This is a genomic window from Paraburkholderia sp., assembly GCF_047605525.1.
Lineage (GTDB): Bacteria > Pseudomonadota > Gammaproteobacteria > Burkholderiales > Burkholderiaceae > Paraburkholderia.
Genome location: NZ_JASGFN010000003.1, coordinates 173,901 through 191,845, shown reverse-complemented (window position 1 = coordinate 191,845; position 17,945 = coordinate 173,901). Strand labels below are relative to the sequence as shown.

At 66.9% G+C, this 17,945-nt stretch carries 16 protein-coding genes; 6 read left to right on the top strand and 10 right to left on the bottom strand.

Annotation, left to right across the window (positions count from 1 at the left end):
• Positions 1 to 6 precede the first annotated feature (6 nt).
• Genes QM685_RS05245 through QM685_RS05235 form a run of 3 tightly spaced genes read right to left on the bottom strand, consistent with a single transcriptional unit; the run spans position 7 to position 4,089 of the window.
• Positions 7 to 207, bottom strand: a complete 201-nt coding sequence (locus QM685_RS05245; RefSeq protein ID WP_415113430.1) for a DUF1656 domain-containing protein — start codon at positions 205 to 207, stop codon at positions 7 to 9.
• Complete coding sequence (locus QM685_RS05240; protein ID WP_415113428.1) at positions 197 to 2,425, bottom strand: FUSC family protein; 2,229 nt, start codon at positions 2,423 to 2,425, stop codon at positions 197 to 199. Before QM685_RS05240 ends, QM685_RS05245 begins: the two co-directional genes overlap by 11 nt.
• An 11-nt stretch (positions 2,426 to 2,436) precedes the next feature.
• Positions 2,437 to 4,089, bottom strand: coding sequence for an efflux transporter outer membrane subunit (locus tag QM685_RS05235; protein ID WP_415113426.1), 1,653 nt, complete (start codon positions 4,087 to 4,089; stop codon positions 2,437 to 2,439).
• 176 nt (positions 4,090 to 4,265) lie between these two features.
• Between QM685_RS05235 and QM685_RS05230 the strand changes: the two genes are divergently transcribed.
• Together QM685_RS05230 and QM685_RS05225 are read left to right on the top strand one after the other, a co-directional pair.
• Positions 4,266 to 5,204, top strand: coding sequence for a LysR family transcriptional regulator (locus tag QM685_RS05230; protein ID WP_415113424.1), 939 nt, complete (start codon positions 4,266 to 4,268; stop codon positions 5,202 to 5,204).
• Positions 5,205 to 5,496: 292 nt separating this feature from the next.
• Positions 5,497 to 5,649: a hypothetical protein gene (locus tag QM685_RS05225; protein ID WP_415113422.1), complete on the top strand. Its 153-nt coding sequence runs from the start codon at positions 5,497 to 5,499 to the stop codon at positions 5,647 to 5,649.
• A 217-nt stretch (positions 5,650 to 5,866) separates the two neighbouring features.
• On the opposite strand, the gene QM685_RS05220 is transcribed toward QM685_RS05225, so the two are convergent.
• The 4 genes from QM685_RS05220 to wrbA form a co-directional block, all read right to left on the bottom strand.
• Entirely contained in the window at positions 5,867 to 6,673 is an 807-nt protein-coding gene (locus QM685_RS05220) for a metallophosphoesterase (protein WP_415113420.1), read from the bottom strand.
• A 53-nt stretch (positions 6,674 to 6,726) separates the two neighbouring features.
• A complete protein-coding gene (locus tag QM685_RS05215; RefSeq protein ID WP_415113419.1) occupies positions 6,727 to 8,145 on the bottom strand; it encodes an FAD-binding oxidoreductase in 1,419 nt (472 codons plus the stop codon).
• A 99-nt stretch (positions 8,146 to 8,244) separates the two neighbouring features.
• A complete protein-coding gene (locus tag QM685_RS05210) occupies positions 8,245 to 8,823 on the bottom strand; it encodes a DUF2069 domain-containing protein (RefSeq protein WP_415113417.1) in 579 nt (192 codons plus the stop codon).
• A complete protein-coding gene (gene wrbA / locus QM685_RS05205; protein WP_415113415.1) occupies positions 8,820 to 9,422 on the bottom strand; it encodes an NAD(P)H:quinone oxidoreductase in 603 nt (200 codons plus the stop codon). Before wrbA ends, QM685_RS05210 begins: the two co-directional genes overlap by 4 nt.
• Before the next feature lie 156 nt (positions 9,423 to 9,578).
• Between wrbA and QM685_RS05200 the strand changes: the two genes are divergently transcribed.
• Positions 9,579 to 10,880, top strand: a complete 1,302-nt coding sequence (locus QM685_RS05200; protein WP_415113984.1) for a YihY family inner membrane protein — start codon at positions 9,579 to 9,581, stop codon at positions 10,878 to 10,880.
• Between the two features lie 144 nt (positions 10,881 to 11,024).
• Here the strand turns inward: QM685_RS05200 and QM685_RS05195 are convergent, their stop codons facing one another.
• From QM685_RS05195 to QM685_RS05185, 3 genes are all read right to left on the bottom strand, one after another.
• On the bottom strand, positions 11,025 to 11,345 hold the full coding sequence (locus QM685_RS05195) for an Mpo1-like protein (protein WP_233831180.1): 321 nt from the start codon (positions 11,343 to 11,345) through the stop codon (positions 11,025 to 11,027).
• A gap of 174 nt (positions 11,346 to 11,519) precedes the next feature.
• Positions 11,520 to 12,353 carry an alpha/beta fold hydrolase gene (locus tag QM685_RS05190; RefSeq protein WP_415113413.1) on the bottom strand — a complete coding sequence of 278 codons (834 nt, stop codon included), beginning with the start codon at positions 12,351 to 12,353 and terminating at the stop codon, positions 11,520 to 11,522.
• Complete coding sequence (locus QM685_RS05185) at positions 12,350 to 13,735, bottom strand: O-acetylhomoserine aminocarboxypropyltransferase (RefSeq protein ID WP_415113411.1); 1,386 nt, start codon at positions 13,733 to 13,735, stop codon at positions 12,350 to 12,352. Before QM685_RS05185 ends, QM685_RS05190 begins: the two co-directional genes overlap by 4 nt.
• 258 nt (positions 13,736 to 13,993) lie before the next feature.
• On the opposite strand from QM685_RS05185, the gene QM685_RS05180 reads away from it, so the two are divergent.
• From QM685_RS05180 to aroC, 3 genes are all read left to right on the top strand, one after another.
• Positions 13,994 to 14,461: a CBS domain-containing protein gene (locus QM685_RS05180; RefSeq protein WP_415113409.1), complete on the top strand. Its 468-nt coding sequence runs from the start codon at positions 13,994 to 13,996 to the stop codon at positions 14,459 to 14,461.
• 265 nt (positions 14,462 to 14,726) lie between these two features.
• Positions 14,727 to 16,670, top strand: coding sequence for an MFS transporter (locus QM685_RS05175; RefSeq protein WP_415113407.1), 1,944 nt, complete (start codon positions 14,727 to 14,729; stop codon positions 16,668 to 16,670).
• Positions 16,671 to 16,756: 86 nt separating this feature from the next.
• The gene (aroC, locus tag QM685_RS05170) at positions 16,757 to 17,857 is read left to right on the top strand and encodes a chorismate synthase (protein ID WP_415113405.1); all 1,101 of its coding nucleotides are present in this window, start codon (positions 16,757 to 16,759) and stop codon (positions 17,855 to 17,857) included.
• The last annotated feature ends 88 nt before the right edge of the window (positions 17,858 to 17,945 follow it).

Below are 17,945 nucleotides of genomic sequence, written 5' to 3'. Positions count from 1 at the left end.
CTCTGATCAACGATAAACGGCGAGGCCGAGAAGGCCGCACACGGACACGAGCAAGCTGGCCCGGAACAGGGAGGGATGCCACACCACGCGATACAGGCCCGTATAGGCGATCACGCGATCGAGCAGCCAGGTGAGCGCGGCGCCCGCGATAAACAGCAGCACGATGGCGGGCACGTAGGCGTCGAGCACGGCGACATCACGTGGCATGGGGAACTCCTTCTTCTTCTGATGCGCCGCGTCCGCCGGGTTCGCCCATCGCCGAGGCGAGCGGCGACTGCGGATCGAGCAGCGCGGTACGGATGAAATGCAGTTGACTAAGGATGCGCAGCAGTTGATGCCGTTCTTCGCGCGACGGCGTGAAGCGGGCCATCATCTGCTGCACTTCGGCGATCGCGTCGGCGGTCGCGGTGAGCGCGTGCGCGAAGCGGTCTGCGCGGGGCCGCTCGAACAGCGCGGCGAGCGCCTCGAGCAGGGCGCGCAGCGCGACGCGCCACGGCGTCGTTTTCTCGTAGCGCGCGTGCGACGGCAGCGCGGCCACTTCGCGGCGCAGGTCGATCACCGCATTGCCGACTTCGAGCACCGAGAACAGCCAGCGCAGCGTGTCGCGCTTCATGCCGGGTTCGTTCGGCGACAGCGCGTTGATCTGGAACATCAGATCGCGCGCGCCGCTTTCGAAGCGCGAGCGCACGCGGGCGAGGCCCGCGCGGCCGGCGAGCACGACCTGGCGGCGCAGATCGACGAGCAGGCGGTTGCGCAGCCACGGCGTCGACGGCGGCAGCAGCACCGCGAACGCGATCGACGACACCAGCATCGACAGCACGAGCGCGAGCGCGTCGTTCATGAACGCGCTCGGGTCGTAGTGCATCACGTTGTCCGGGCCGGCGAGAAAGCAGAAGAAGATGCAGTAGCCGACGCCGTAGCCGGCGAGCTTCGGGCGCGTGGTCATGAACACGCCGAGCAGCAGGAACGGCGTGAGCGCGACGCACAGCATCGCGAAGCCGTCGATGTGCGGAAACACGCCGAATACCGCGATCATGCCCATCAGCGTCGCCAGCACGGTGCCGCCGGCCATCTGGAACGCGGTGCGCTTCGGATCCGGCGCCGACGACGCGAGCGCGCACACGGCCGCCGCGTTCAGCGTCAGCGTCGAGCCGCTCGGCCACGCGGTCGCGATCCAGAATGCGCCGAGCACCATCATCACGATGGCCGCGCGCACGCCCGCGACGCCCGCCGCGATCGCGTTGGTTTTCGGCTCGTAGCGCTCGATCCAGCGCTCGCGCGCGTGCGTGTCGACCGCGAGCGAAGCATAGGTCGCCGCGTACGCGTGCAGATCGTCGATGAAGCGGTATAGCAGCTCGGCGGCCGTGTCGAAATCGAGCAGCGGCGCGTCGGGATGGGTTTCGAGCTCGCCGCGGGTCGCGCGCACGCGCCTGGGCAGTTCGGCCTTGTACGCGTCGAGCTGGGCGGCGGCGTGCGCGGCGTCGGCCGCGGAGAGTACCGGTTCGCCCGACTTCGCGAGCAGCGGCGCGATCTCGCGGAAGTACGGTTCGAGCGCGGCGATCGCGATGGCCGCGCCTTGGGTGCCGTTCGCGCTATTCGCGCGCAGACGGTTCATCAACTGATGCAGCGCGTGAAAGCGCGTCGACGCGGTCATGAACTCGCTGTTCAGCCGCGCGAGGCGGCCGCCGCGCATGCGTGAAGCGGGGCCCTCGAACACGGCGACGCTGCGCGCCGCCTCGAAGCCGACGATATCGGCGACGAAGCGCGCGTTGGTCGCCTCGATCCGCGCGCGGTCGTTGCGCCCGGCGAGCGACGCCGACACGTATTCGACGAACGCCGAGAAGCGCGCGCGCACGGTGCCGCGCATCTGCATGCCGGCGAATTGCGGAAACACGAGCCCGCTCACCGCGCCCGCGCAGACGATGCCGATCACGACTTCCGCGACCCGCGTGAGCGCGCTCAGAAACGCGCCGTCCGGATGCTGCGAGGCGGGGATGCCGATCAGCGCGGCCGTGTAGCCGGCCAGCACGAAGCCGTACGAGCGGAAGTTGCGGTTGCGCGCGGCGCCCGCGGTGCAGATGCCGACCCAGATCGCGGTCGAGATGATGAACAGCTCCGGCTGCTGCGCGAACAGACCGAGCAGCGCGAGCATCACGACGAGCCCGACCAGCGTGCCGCAGATCCGGTAGAAGCTCTTCGCGAATACCGCGCCGCTTTGCGGCTGCATCACGATGAATACGGTCGTCATCGCCGTGCGCGGCTGCGGCAGGTCGAGCTTCATCGCGATGCCGAGCGCGAGAAAGCATGCGGCGAGCGCCTTGAACAGGTAGAGCCACGTGAGGCCGTCGGTGCGCGCCCATTCGGCGGCGGCTTCGTGGAGCGTGGCAAGCGAGGCCGGGTGCGGGGTGGTGGAAGGGGTGGACATGACCGGCTTCCTTACTCGGACGCGGACGCGTGGGGGGCGCGCGCGGCGATGGAGGCGGCGGGTGGGGTCGTGTTTGCCTTTGCGTTCGCGCCTGCTGCGCCCGCACTCTCGCTCGCGTTTTCCGGCGCGACCGCTGCATTCGCTTCGGCGTTCGTCGCGCCGCTCCTGCCGTTGCCGTGCGCCGGCAGCGTTTCGTTGTCCCGCGGACCGTTGGCCGGCTCGTCGAGCCCGCCGCCGAGCGCCGTCATCAACGATGCATGTACGCCGAGCCGTTCGGCCCGGACCTGCGCGACGCCTTCCTGCGCGCGCAGCAACTGGCTTTGCGCGACCAGCACGTTCAGATAGTCGGTCAAGCCGCGCCGGTAGCCCTCGCGCGCCAGATCGTAGTTCTTGCGGGCCGCGGCGACCGAGCGGTCCGCGTCGTCGGCCTGCGTCGCGAGCGAGCGGATGCGGATCACCTGGTCGGAGATGTCCTTCAGTGCGCCGATGATCGACTGGTTGTAGTGCTCGACCGCCTCGTCGTAGCCCGCCGACGCCGCGCCGAGCTGCGAGCGCAGCCGGCCGCCGTCGAAGATCGGCAGCGACAGCGCGGGACCCGCGCTCCAGCTATGCGACGGATTCTTCAGAAACTGGAGCAGCGGCCCCATCGCCGCATAGCCGCCGATCGACGCGAGCAGGTTGATGTCCGGATAGAAGTCGGCCTTCGCGACGTCGATGCCGCGTGCCTGCGCGGCGACGGTCCAGCGCGCCGCGACCACGTCCGGCCGGTGGCCGATCAGATCGGCGGGCAGCGCGGCCGGCAGGTCGGCGAGCGCGGCGGATGTGTCGAGCGACAGCGCCGGGCGCTGGATCGTATCGCCGGCGCCGGGGCCTTTGCCCGCGAGCGCGGCGAGCTGGTTGCGGCCGAGCGCGATCTTTTCGTCGATCGCGTCGATCTGGCGCTCGTACTCGGGCAGTGGTGTTTCGGCCTGGCTTACTTCGAGCTGCGTGCCGATGCCGCCCTTCAGACGCCGGCTTGCCAGCTCGACGATCTGCTGCTGTTGCCGCAGCGTGGCCTTCGCGATGTCGAGCAGCGCGTAGTTCAACGAGATCTCGATATAGGTGCGCACCACGTTGCTTTGCAGTTCGAGCTGCGCGGCGCGCGCGTCGGCGGCGCTCGCGTGCGCGAGGTCGAGCGCGCGCTTGGCGGCGTTCCTGTCCTTGCCCCACAGATCGAGGTGATACGACAGGCCGAGCGTGCCGGTGTTGTTCCACGACTGCTCGCCCGCGAGCGACCCCGGACCGTAGTACAGGTTGTCGGCCCATTTCTGACGCTGGATCGACAGCTCGCCGTTGATTTGCGGCGCGAGCGCCGAACGCGCGACGCCGGCCATCGATGCCGCCTCGCGCACGCGCGCCTGCGCGAGCGCGAGACTCGGATTGCCGGCGAGCGCGGTCTCGATCCACTGGTTCAGTTGCGGATCGTCATAGGCGCGCCACCAGTCGGCGGCGGGCCACTGCGCATCGGCGTTGGCGGCGCGGATCGCGTTGCCCGCGTCGAGCGACGCAGGCGCGATCGCGCGCGTTTGCGGTGCGACGCCTCCGGTACTTGCGCATCCGGCGATTGTTAATAGGATCGTAAGAACCACTGCCGCGGCGATCCCTTTCGGTACCGGAGACTGCACGATTTCCTCCAGAAATGACTATAGATGCTTGGGCGTAATTATATTTTTCGATCGATTGGGGAATAACCGGTAAAGATGCAAGGCATTCTTACGAAACATGAGATAATTGCCTTTGCGAATCGTGTAACAATCGCCGCCATTCAATCGTCACGGTTGCATGGGGCCGGAGTAAGGGTATGGACACGCTTCAAAACATGCGCGTTTTCGTTCGCGTCGTCGAAGCAGGCAGCTTCACGGGCGCCGCGCAGCATCTCAATACGACGACCGCGTATGCGTCGCGCGCGGTCTCCGATCTGGAAGCACATCTGCGCACGCGGCTGCTGAACCGCACCACGCGCCGCATCGCGCTGACCGAGGCCGGCGAGCGCTATCTGCAACGCTGCGAACAGATTCTTGCGTATGTGGATCAGGCGGAAGCCGAGGCGAGCGACGCGCACGCCCGCCCGTCCGGCAAGCTCAAGGTTCACGCGATGACGAGCTTCGGCCAGCACTATGTCGTGCCGGCGGTGGGCCGCTATCAGGCGCGTTATCCGGACGTGCATATCGAGCTCACGCTCGCGCAGCGCATGCCCGATCTGCTCGACGAAGGCTTCGACGTTTCGCTGACTCTCGCGACCGGCTTGCCGGATTCGGGGCTCGTGTCGCAGCGTCTCGGCAGCGCGTTCAGCATTGCGTGCGCGTCGCCGGACTATATCGAGCGGCGCGGTGTGCCGCAGACGCCGTCGGACCTCGCGCAGCACACCTGCCTGCAGATGGTCTCGCCGGTGTATCCGCCGGACAAATGGACCTTCGACGGCCCGAACGGCGAGGAAACCGTTTCGCTCGGCGCGAGCACGTTCCAGGTGAACGTGGCCGAGGCGATGGCGGTGGCCGTGAGCGAGGGCATGGGCATCGCGCTGATTCCGATCTATTCGGCGATCAGCGGTTTGCGCAGCGGCGAGCTCGTGTGGCTGCTGCCCGAGTACACGTCGCAGGAAATGAACCTGTATGCGCTGTATCCGTCGCGGCAGTATCTGGATGCGAAGATCCGCACGTGGGTCGAGTTTCTGCGCGACGAGCTGCCGTCGACGCTTGCCGTGGATCAGGCGGAGCTGCGGCAGTTCGCCCGATCGTGACCGTGCGCTTCAGCGTGTTTTAGAACGCATTTCTACGTGCATACCCTTGGCGCGCCTCCCAGTGGCGTGCCGCGCGCATGTCCATGTCCTTGTAATGCTCGACGTTCGAGCGGCGCGCGGTGTGACGGGGCCGCCGACGACAACCTGTTACATAAGCGCCGCACCGCAACATTTCTTTACTTTTAGCGCGCGGCCGATTTGCTAACGTGTCGTTCACGCGCTGCCGTTCTTTGCGGACGCGCTGAATTCGCCGCCATTCGGCGCATCGCAACCACTGAAGGACGACAAATTCATGGATACGCACCTGGTGATCGGCGTGGCCGTCATGTTTGGACTGATCGGCGTCGCGGCGTCGCGCGATCTGCTGCGCCGCATGCGCGAACAGCAGCCGCAACTCGTGCCGGTCAAGGTCGAGCAGCCGGATACGCAGCGGCGCGAGCACTGAGGTTGGTGCATGGGTGGCCGCGGCGGTCCGCTCGGAGTCTTTGCGGACATTCTTGAAGGGCTTGCGGAGCCCACGGTTCTAACAGGCTTTTTCTTCTTCCCGAGCGCCGCGTTGCCGCTGCCATTCGCGGTTGTGGGCGGGGCGCTTCGATCATCCGGCGCGGTTCGCCTTCGAGCGTCATGTTCGCGCTTGCCCCACGTCGATATCGAGCCGCCCGCTAGATCTCGACAACCTTATCCCACGCAAACAGCGCGTTTTCCCACAGAGCCGTACGCCGGTCGAAATAGCCGCGCGGATTGCACACGACGCGCGTGCCGTTCACCGCATAGTCGAACGACGTATGCGTGTGGCCGTGAATCCATAGTGCAACGGGCGCGCGCACGAGTTCCGGCAGATGACTGACGAAGCCCGCCGACACGCGGTCCTGCGCGTAGCGTTCGGCGAGACTGAGCCGATGCGGCGCGTGATGCGTGACCACGATCGTCTTGCCGGCAAACGGCTTCGCGAGCTCGGCTTCGAGCCATGCGCGCGCGTGCCGGTGCAGCGCGAGCGAATCGGCGGGCGTGAAATCGCGCGCGGCGTCATGGGTGTCGTGCGGCCAGTTCATCTGGATCCGCCCGCGATAATCGAGCATGACCCGGCGCGCGGCGTCGATCGCTTCGTCGATTTCCGCCGGCGACGCGCCGTATAGCGCGAAGTCGGTCCACAACGTCGTGCCGAGCACGCGCCAGCGGCCCTGGCTGTCGACGAGCGCGGCGTTGTTCAGCACGTGCACGTTGTCGAGCTGCGCGGCCGCGTCGAGCATCGCGCTCTCGAGCGCGCCGAATTCGCCGTCGTAGTACTCGTGATTGCCCGGCACGTAGACGACCGGCACCGAGCCGTCGAATGCCTGCGCGGCCCAGCGCGGACCCGCCGCATGATTGTGGATGTCGCCGGCCAGCACGACCAGATCCGCTGACGCATGGGCAATCAGTTCAGGTTCGTCGTTTTCCAGATGCAGATCGGACAGCACGCGAATCTTCACGGACGCGACTCCCGAGAAAACGCCTCCGCGCCGGACCGCGAAGGCTTCAGATACTAGCGTAGCACCTTGCCCGGATTCATCAGATTCAGCGGATCGAGCGCCTGCTTGATCGCGCGCATCATTTGCACTTCGACGTCCTGCTTGTAGCGCGCGGCCTCGTCGATCTTCAACTGACCGAGCCCGTGCTCGGCGCTGATGCTGCCGCGATGCGCGTGCACGCTGTCGTAGACGATCCGGTTGATCGGGCTCTGGTACTGCTTCAGAAACGTCTTCGCGTCGACGCCCTCGGGCGCCTGCACGTTGTAGTGCAGATTGCCGTCGCCGAGATGGCCGAACGTCACCATGCGCGCGCCCGGCGCGGCCTCGCCGATGGCGGCGTCGGTCGCCTCGATGAAGTGGCCGATGCGCGAGATCGGCACCGCGATATCGTGCTTGATATTCAGTCCTTCTTCCGCCTGCGCGAGCGGAATGTGCTCACGCAGATTCCAGAACGCGCGCGACTGCGCGAGGTTTTCCGCGACCACGGCATCTTCGACGAGACCTTGTTCCAGCGCCGTTTCCATCAGGCTCTCGAACAGCGTGCGCGCGTGTTCCTCGCTCTCGCTGTCCGACAGTTCGAGCAGCACGACCTGCGCATGCGGCTCGGCGAACGGATAGCGCATCTGCGCGAAATGCCGGCCGACGAGGCGCAGGCAGAAATCCGACATCAGTTCGAAGCCGGTCAGAAGCGGTCCGGCGACGCTTTGCGTGAGCGCGAGAAAATCGAGCGCCGCGTGCGGCGACGCGAGCGCGGCGAGCGCGGTGACGCGCGCGGCCGGCTGCGGATGCAGCTTGAGCACCGCCGCGGTGATGATGCCGAGCGTGCCTTCCGCGCCGATGAACAGGTCGCGCAGATCGTAGCCGGTGTTGTCCTTGCGCAGCCCGCGCAGGCCGTCCCACAGCTCGCCTTGCGGCGTCACGACTTCGAGGCCGAGGCACAGCTCGCGCGTGTTGCCGTAGCGCAGCACGCCGGTGCCGCCCGCGTTGGTCGAAAGATTGCCGCCGATCGTGCAACTGCCTTCGGCGGCGAGGCTCAGCGGAAACAGACGGCCGGCCGCTTCGGCGTGCTTCTGCACGTCGGCGAGGATCACGCCGGCTTCGACCGTGATCGTGTTGTTGTGCGGATCGATATCGCGCACGCGATTCACCCGCCGCAGACTGATGACCGCCTGCGCGCCGCTCGCGTCGGGCGTCGCGCCGCCCGCGAGACCGGTGTTGCCGCCCTGCGGCACCAGCGCGACGCGATGCTCGACGGCGAGTTTCACGAGCGCCGCGGCCTCGGCGGACGTGGCCGGACACAGCACCGCGCAGGCCGCGCCGGTGTAACGGCGGCGCCAGTCGGTGAGATAGGGGGCGGTGTCGTGCGGGTCGGTGAGCACGTGGGCCGCGCCGATGGCGTCGCGGCAGGCGGCGAGGAAGGCGGTGTGGGTCATGTGGGTCGGTCGGCGGTGTTGGAGTCGGGTGGGAGCGGGCTTGGGGCGCGGGCCTGGGTGTGCTTCGGGCGCGGATGTCAGGCGGCTGCGTGGGTCGAATCACTCATGCCGGGCCTCGTCGCGGGCGGCATCCGCGGCGGACTGCGTTGCCGCCCGCTTTGCCGCGCGCTTGAACGGTCCGACATAAGCGAGCGCACCGGCGAAAAAGATTACCGCCAGCGCCGCTTGCAGCCAGCCGAGCCGCGCGCTCAGTCCATGATCGCTCCAGCCGCGCACGACGCCCTCGGCGAAATACAGCAGGATCAGCATCGACGCCCATTGCAGCGTGTAGAGCCGGCGTCGCCACACGCCCGGCAGCGCGCAGAGCAGCGGCAATGCCTTGAGCACGAGCAGCGAGCCGCCGGGCCGCAGCGGCGCGAGCCACCATTCCCATGCGACGGCGAGCGCGATCATCGCGACCAGCGTAAAAGCGGCGATCAACGCCGCGGCGGCTCGGGGGTGCACGGGCACGGCGGTGGCGCGCAACGATGCGTTTGCAGTGAGGTTCGCGTGCGCGGCGTCTTTTGCAGTTGCCGCCGGCGCGGTGTCCGTAAGGTCGTCAGCGACCGTGGCTTCGGCGCGATGCGCGTCCCGACGGGCGGCGCCGTTTTCAGCCGGCCGCGGATCCGGTGCGCTCACGGTCTTTCGCTCATCGACGCCGCCGTGCGCGCGACGCGTGCGCCAAGCGCGACGGCGAGCGTGCGCTCGTCGGCGGAGATGCGTTGCCCGGCCGTGCCGGCGCGCGCGAAATGCGACGCGCCGTAGGGTGTGCCGCCGGTTTGCGTGGTGGAGAGCGCGCTCTCGGTGTACGGAATGCCGACGATCAGCATGCCGTGATGGAGCAGCGGCAGCATCATCGACAGCAGCGTGGATTCCTGGCCGCCGTGCAGGCTGCCGGTCGACGTGAACACGCAGGCCGGTTTGCCGGACAGCGCGCCGGCTAGCCACTGCGGCGTGGTGCCGTCGAGAAAGTATTTGAGCGCGGCGGCCATGTTGCCGAAGCGGGTCGGCGAGCCGAGCGCGAGGCCCGCGCATTCCTCGAGATCGCGCAGTTCGACGTACGGCGGTCCTTCGGCGGGAATGTCCAGCTCGGCCGCCTCGCAGACCGTGGAAACCGCCGGCACGGTGCGCACCCGCGCCTGCATGCCGGGGACGCTGTCGACGCCGTGCGCGATCGCCAGCGCGAGCTCGCGGGTGGCGCCGTGACGGCTGTAATAAAGCACGAGAATGTCTTTCATAGGCCTCATCGGTGAACGGGTATTATAGGGGCTCGGTCCGTCGCACAGGCCACTCATGGCCGTTCGGCCAGGGTGCTTCGGCCGGCCGCCGCGCGCGGTTCCCGCAGCCCCGGTTTTAGCGGTTCAGGAAGCAAGGAGGCAGGTTTGTTGTCCAGGATGCGTTTCGATCTCGACACGCTCAAACGGCTCGCGCAGTTCGCCGCGCAACGCATCGGTGAGGACCGGATTCCACAGGTGGCGGGCAGTCTGACGTTCACGACGATGCTCTCGCTCGTGCCGCTCGCCACGGTCGCGTTCGCGCTGTTCACCGCGTTTCCGATCTTCAGTTCGTTCCAGGCGTCGCTGCAGTTTTTTCTCGCCGACCACCTGATGCCCGCGCAATTGAACGACCAGATTTTCAAGTATCTGAACCAGTTCGCGTCGAAGGCCAAGGGGCTGACCACGATCGGCATGATCATCCTGTTCGTCACCGCGGTGATGACGATGATGACCGTCGAATCCGCGTTCAACGTGATCTGGCGCGTGCGTAAGGCGCGGCCCGTCGCGCAGCGCGTTCTGGTCTACTGGGCGATCATCACGCTCGGTCCGATCCTGATCGGCGTGAGCCTGTCGATCTCGTCGTATCTGTTCACGCAATCGATGTCGTTCTCGGCCGCGCAGCGCATCACCCCGCTGATCGAATGGGCGCTCGCGGGCGCCACGCTGCCGCTGACGGCGCTCGCGTTCACGATTCTTTACGTTTATTTGCCGAACTGCCGCGTCGAATGGCGCGACGCGGTGGTCGGCGGCGTGATCGCGGCGGTCGCTTTCGAGCTCTCCAAGCGCGGTTTCGGCTATTACGTGCGCCGCATTCCGACGTACACCGCGGTGTATGGCGCGTTCGCCGCAGTGCCGCTGTTCCTGCTGTGGATGTATCTGTGCTGGTTCATCACGCTCACTGGGGCGATGATCGCGTCGGCGTTGCCGGCCATTCGCATCGGCCAGTTTCACCGGCCCGTGTTCAACGGCAGCAATCTGTTCGATTCGCTCGAACTGCTCGCGCGGCTCTCGGAAGCACGCGAGGCCGGCAAGCGCGGTTATACGATGCCGGAGCTCGCGCGGATGCTTCGCCGCGACATGGACACGACGTTGATGCTGTTGCAGCGGCTCGAGGAGATCGAGTGGATCGCGCGTCTGGAGGAGGACCGTACCGGTCCGCATTTCGTGCTGCTCGCGAACCCGGCGCAGGTCATGGTGCAGCGGCTTTACGACCTGTTCGTGATCGACCGCGCGGAGCTGACGTATCAGCTTGAACTCGATTCGACGCGCGTGGATGGCGACATGCTGCTGGCCGCGCTCGATAACGACAAGCTGAAGGTGACGCTTGCCGCGCTACTGGCGGCGCGGGCGGCTGCTCGCGCCGCGCGGGCCGGCGAGAGCGAGCGCGCGGCGGCTTCGATGCCGCACCAGGCGGCGTGACGTTGCATGGGATGCGGTGATTTGATGCGGCGGCTCGCGTTCACGTAATAGGCCGGCCGCCGCGGCTGGTAACGATGCATCGATGGCGGCTCGGCCCGCGTCCTGTTTGCAGCTTGTCTACGCGTGGCGCCAACCCCGGCGAACCTACAGCGAAATTTTCCCTACGCAGATGTCCTTGAACATCACCCAGTCACCCATCAGGCTGTAAAACGGATGGCGGAAGGTGGCCGGCTTGTTCTTCTCGAAGAAAAAATGGCCGACCCACGCGAAGCCGTAGCCGCAGATCACGGCCGCCGGCAGCCAGAGCCAGTTGCCGGTGGCGAGCGCCATCGCGAGACAGCCGATCACGCCGAGCGATCCGACGAAATGCAGGCGCCGCGAGACGAGGTTCCGATGCTCGCTCAGGTAGTACGGATAAAACTCCGCGAAGCTCGCGAAGTGATCGGTATGCGCTGTATGAGCCATGATGGCCTCCGGATGTGGACGCGGGCCGAAAAAGACCGGCTTCAATCATTGTCCGGCGATCGCCAGCCGAGTGCAACCTGGCCATTCGGCAGATGGCGCGGCGGTTTTTGCGCGGGTATCTTGACCATTCGCGACGCTCATCTGCAACGCTTTCCGGCGACTTTCCACGCGCTTTTATCGCGCTTCGCGGGGTGTCTTCGACGCGAGACTGAATAGCGCATCGAGCGTCGCGTCGGGCTGCTCGGTCATCAGCGCGTGGCCTGCTTCGAGCGTGACGGTGTCGACTGGGGTGCCGGCCTGCGCGAGCGCATCGGCAATCGCTCGCGCCGCGCGCGGCGGCGTCATCGCATCGCGCCGGCCGACGATCAGGCGCGTCGCGCAGCGCACCTGGGCCGCGCGGGCAAGGCCGTCCGCGTAGGCGTGGCACGCGGTGAAGTCGGTGTGGAACAGATGCGGTTCGCCGCTCGCGCAGACGCGTTCCATGAGCCGCTGGTTCATGCCGCGCAACCAGAAGCCGGGGCCAGGGCAGGACGGCTTGGCCGCGAGCGTCGAGTGCGACCACTGGTTGACCATGCCGATCGCTTCCGGCTCGCGGTTGAGCGCGGCGTCGAGCAACGACGGGGACACGGTCATCGGCATCGCGGTTGCGAGCAGCGCGAGATGCGTCGCGCGCTCCGGGTAGCGGCCGGCGAAGTCGAGCGCGATCAGCGAACCCATGCTGTGGCCCGCCACGAACGCGCGCGCGACGCCCGCCGCGTCGAGCAGCGCGGCGAGCCAGTCGGCCAGCGCGGCGACCGTGGTGAGCGCGGGGCCGGCACTGCGGCGGTGGCCGGGCAGATCGACCGCGAGCACGCCGAAGCCATGATGCGCGAAGTAGCGGCTTTGCAGCCCCCACACGCTGTGATCGTGCTCGGCGCCGTGGATGAACACCGCCGTCGGCAGGCTCGCGTCGAAGGATTTGCCGCCGGTGTAGGCGTAGGCGGGTTTGCCTTGAACGGTGAGGATCATGCGGACTCCGGGCGGGAGGGCGCGGCGTTCGCGGTGCCGGCGCGTTCCGGCGAGGCATTGCCGCGCGGCGTCGCGGTACCGCCGCCCGCCGTTTGCGTGGTTTTCTGCGCGGCCTTCAGCGCGCGCTTGAGATCGTCGATCAGGTCGTCGGGGTCTTCCAGGCCGATCGACAGACGGATCGTGCCTTCCGTGATGCCGGCCGCGGCGAGCGCGGCGGCGTCCATGCGGAAGTGCGTCGTCGAGGCCGGATGGATCACGAGCGAGCGCGCGTCGCCGACGTTCGCGAGGTGCGAGAACAGCGTGAGCGCCTCGATGAAGCGGCGCCCGGCCGCGCGGTCGCCGCGCAGATTGAAGCTGAACACCGCGCCGGCGCCGCGCGGCAGCAGCCGCTGCGCGAGCGCGTGGTCCGGATGCGTCGGCAACTCGGGATAAGCGACCGTTTCGACCGCCGCCTCGCCGGCGAGGAAGTCGACCACGCGCCGCGTATTGGCGACGTGCCGCTCCATGCGCAGCGGTAGCGTCTCGATGCCTTGCAGCAGTTGCCACGCGGCCTGCGGATGCAGGCACGCGCCGAAGTCGCGCAACCCCTCGCGGCGGGCGCGCAGCAGGAACGGCGCGACCGTGCTTTCCTCGGCGAACACCATGCCGTGAAAGCCGTCGTAAGGCTCGGTGAATTCGGGAAAGAGGCCGGACGCGTCGAAATCGAACGTGCCGCCGTCCACCAGCACGCCGCCGATCGTCGTGCCGTGGCCGCCGAGAAACTTGGTCGCCGAGTGGTAGACGAAGTCGGCGCCATGCTCGAAGGGTTTGAGCAGCCAGGGCGTCGTGAAGGTGGAGTCAACCAGCAGCGGCACGCGATGTTCGTGCGCGATCTGCGCAACCGCGGCGATGTCGAGCACGTCGAGCCCCGGGTTGCCGAGCGTTTCGCCGAACAGCAGACGCGTATTGGGGCGCAGCGCGGCGCGCCATGCGTCGAGGTCGCCGGGCTTGACGAAGCTCGTCTCGATGCCGAAGCGCCGCAGCGTGTAGTGCAGCAGGTTATGCGAGCCGCCGTACAGCGCGCTCGAGGCGACGATATGCGAGCCCGCGCCCATCAGCGTCGCGATCGCCAGATGCAGCGCCGCCTGGCCGCTCGCGGTGCCGATCGCGCCCGCGCCGTTCTCGAGCGCGGCGACGCGTTCCTCGAACACGGCGACGGTCGGATTCGAGATGCGCGAATAAACGTGGCCGGCGCGCTCCATGTTGAAGAGCGCCGCCGCGTGGTCCGAATCGCGGAACGAGAACGACGTAGTCTGATAGATCGGCGTGGCGCGCGCGCCGGTGGTGGGGTCGGGGGCGGCGCCGGCGTGCAGCGCAAGCGTATCGAAGCGGTTGGCGGACATCGTGGGCGGCGGGCCGCGAACGGCCTCGCGAAGGTGAGAGTCGCGGCCATCCTATCACCGGTGCGCGCCGCTTCAAGCGCGGTTTTCCCCGCTTTTTCGGGAAACGCGCCGGGGCAGGTGAGCAAAACCGTGTGAATTCAAGATGACGAACGCCCGCCGCGCCTTGCCGGGCGGCCCGCTTTCCTTTTATGGGCCTTTCCGCTAGGATCGAAAAAACATTTCATGCATTGCAGAATTGGCGGTATCAGGAGATAGATCATGCGAGTCAGCGACATTCTTAAAGTCAAGGGCAACACCCTTTTTACGGTCACGCCGGATACCACGCTGCATGACGCCGTCAATACCATGGCCGAACACGATATCGGCTCGCTCGTCGTGATGGAGTACGGCGACCTCGTCGGCATGCTGACGTTTCGCGAAATCATTCTGACGCTGAGCAAGAACGGCGGCAGCGTCGGCACTTCGACGATCCGCAAGGTGATGGACGACCATCCGCTCACCTGCACGCCGGAAACCGACGTCAACGAAGTGCGCCGCATGATGCTCGAGCATCACGTGCGTTATCTGCCGGTCATGGAGAGCCGCACGCTGATGGGCGTCATCTCGTTTTACGACGTGGCGAAGGCGGTGGTCGAGGAGCAGGGTTTCGAAAACCGCATGCTGAAGGCCTATATCCGCGATTGGCCGGAAGAGCAGGAAGGACAGGAACAGCAGCCGACGCGCTAATGCGCGTGGCCCGGACGTCGCGCTCGGGCGGTTGTCCGGAGCGCGAATCCGCTGAAAGGGCGTGCGCGAAAGCGTGCGCTTTTTTTGTGTCCGGCTGTATGTCCGGCCGCGGGGCGGCCCGAACGCGAGCGCACGGGTACACGCGTGGGGGCAACCTGCACGGCAGCTTGTTCCCCGCAGCCGCCCGCGCGCTCGCCGCGCCTGTCTTCCCGGCCGCCGCGCCGCCTGCCGCGTCGCCATTCCCGTGCGCCGTCCCCCGAACTTCATGAGCGATCGTCCCTTGCCTGCCGCCCGCCGCGCCGCTCGCGCGCACGAAGCACACGAATCCCAGTTTCGCCTGCTCGGCCAGCGCCGTTTCGCGCCGTTTTTCTGGACGCAGTTCCTCGGCGCGATGAACGACAACGTGTTCAAGATCGGCTTCACGTCGCTCGTCACGTATCAGGCGGCGCGTTTTTCCGGTGTCGATCCGAAGACCGCCGCGTTTTTGATCTCGGCGATTTTCATTCTGCCGTTCGTGCTGCTGTCGGCCACCTCGGGTCAGATCGCCGACAAGTACGACAAGGCGACACTCACGCGCCTCGTCAAGACTTTCGAGATCGGCGTGATGCTGGTCGGGGGCGCCGGTTTCTGGCTGCATAGCGCGCCACTGCTGTATCTGTGCACGTTCCTGATGGGCGTCCATTCGACCGTATTCGGCCCCGTCAAGTATTCGTATCTGCCGCAGCATCTGTCGAAGGCGGAGCTGGTCGGCGGCAACGGCATGGTCGAGATGGGCACCTTCGTCGCGATTCTGATTGGCACGATCGTCGGCGGCGCGGGCGCGGGCGCGGGGTTCGCCATACATGGCGCGGCGGTGCTGGCTTGCGCGTGCATTGCGATCGCGCTGATCGGGCGCGCCGTGTCGGGCTTCGTGCCGGCCACGCCCGCGCCGCAGCCCGATCTGCGCATCAACTGGAATCCGGTCAGCGAGACTTGGCGCAATCTCAGGCTCGCGCACGAAAACCGCACCGTGTTCCTGAGCCTGCTCGGCATTTCCTGGCTGTGGTTCGTCGGCGCGACCTTCCTCGCCTCGTTCTTCAATTTCGCGAAAGACGTGCTGTCCGCCGATCCCGATGTCGTGACCGTACTGCTCGCGACGTTCTCGATCGGCATCGGGATCGGCTCGCTGCTGTGCGAAAAACTGTCGAAGCGGCGTATCGAAATCGGCCTCGTGCCGCTCGGCTCGATCGGCATGAGCGTATTCGCGATCGATCTCTTTTTCGCCAGTCACGCGCTGCCGTCGGCCGGGCATCTGCTGAGCGTCGGCGAGTTTCTCGGCCGGCTCGCGCATTGGCGCGTGCTCGCCGATCTGTTTCTGCTCGCGATGTTCGGCGGCTTCTACAGCGTGCCGCTGTATGCGCTGATCCAGAGCCGCAGCCGGCCGAGCCATCGCGCGCGCATCATCGCCGCGAACAATATCCTGAACTCGCTGTTCATGATCGTGTCGGCGCTGATGGCGATGGGCCTGACCGCCGCGGGCTTCAGCATTCCGGCGATTTTCCTCGTGACCGCGCTGCTGAACGTGGCCGTCGCGGGCTACATCTATTCGCTCGTGCCCGAGTTTCTGCTGCGCTTTATCGCGTGGCTGCTCGTGCATACGTTCTACCGGATCCGGCTCGTGCATGCCGGGCGGATTCCGGAGGAGGGCGCGGCGGTGCTCGTGTGCAACCACGTGAGTTTCGTCGATGCGATCGTCATCATGGCCGAGAGCCCGCGGCCGATCCGCTTCGTGATGGATCATCAGATTTTCAGCACGCCGTTCGTCGGCTGGCTGTTCCGCCATGCGAAGGCGATTCCGATCGCTCCGGCGCATCAGGACGCGGCGCTGCTCACGCGCGCGTACGATCAGTGCGCGCAGGCGCTCGCCGACGGCGAGCTCGTGTGCATCTTCCCCGAAGGCAAGCTCACGCGCACCGGCGAGATGAGTCCGTTTCGCCATGGCGTGGCCGAGATCGTCAGGCGCACGCCGGCGCCGGTTATTCCGATGGCGCTGCGCGGCCTGTGGGGCAGCGTGTTTTCACGCGACGTCGACGCGCATTGGCCGCGGCCGATCCGCAAAGGCGTGATGAGCCGGCTGAGCCTCGTGGTCGGCGAGCCGCTCGAGCCGGCGCAGGCGACGCCGGAGAAGTTGCAGGAGATCGTGAGCGAACTGCGCGGCGCGCGGAAATAGCGGGGCGGTGAGGGGTGCGCGGACCGGCTCCAATGCTGGCGGGCTGGCATAATAACGTCCTCCCCGCATTTCTTTGGACGACGCCCATGTCCGGCAACACGCTCGGTACGCTTTTCACTGTCACGACCTTCGGCGAATCGCACGGTCCCGCTATCGGCTGCGTGATCGACGGCTGCCCGCCGGGCATGGCGCTCAACGAAGCCGATATCCAGCTCGAACTCGATCGCCGCAAGCCCGGCACGTCGCGCCACGTCACGCAGCGCCAGGAAGAAGACAAGGTCGAGATCCTGTCGGGCGTGTTCGAAGGCCAGACCACCGGCGCACCGATCGCGCTGCTGATCCGCAACACGGACCAGCGCAGCAAGGATTACGGCAACATCGCCGAGACGTTCCGTCCCGGCCACGCCGACTATACCTACTGGCAGAAATACGGCATTCGCGACTACCGTGGCGGTGGCCGTTCGTCGGCGCGGCTGACAGCGCCGACGGTCGCGGCGGGCGCGGTCGCGAAGAAGTGGCTGCGCGAGAAGTTCGGCACCGAAATTCGCGGCTATATGGCGGCGCTCGGCGAGATCGACGTGCCGTTCGTCGACTGGGCGCAGGTGCGCGAGAACCCGTTCTTCGTGCCGAATGCGGAGATCGTGCCGCAACTCGAAGCGTACATGGACGCGCTGCGCAAGGACGGCGATTCGATCGGCGCGCGCATCAACGTCGTCGCCTCCGGTGTACCGGTCGGCCTCGGCGAGCCGCTGTTCGACCGCCTCGACGCGGACATCGCGCACGCGATGATGGGCATCAACGCGGTGAAGGGCGTCGAAATCGGCGCGGGCTTCGCGAGCGTCGCGCAACGCGGCTCGGTGCATGGCGACGAGCTGACGCCGGAAGGCTTCGTCGGCAATCACGCGGGCGGCGTGCTCGGCGGTATTTCGACCGGGCAGGACATCACGGTGTCGATCGCGATCAAGCCGACCTCGAGTATCCGCACGCCGCGCCGTTCGATCGACAAGGCAGGGCAGCCGGCGGTCGTCGAAACTTTCGGTCGGCATGACCCGTGCGTCGGCATTCGCGCGACGCCGATCGCCGAGGCAATGCTCGCGCTGGTGCTGATCGATCATGCGCTGCGCCATCGCGCGCAATGCGGCGATGTCGAAGTCAGCACGCCGAAAATCGCGGCAAGCGCACCGTAACGCTGACACGGCGGGTGCGATTGGTGGCGCATTTCAGCGCCGAGAAATAGAGGAAAACACAGACGACGGCACGAACGCGCCATCGAAA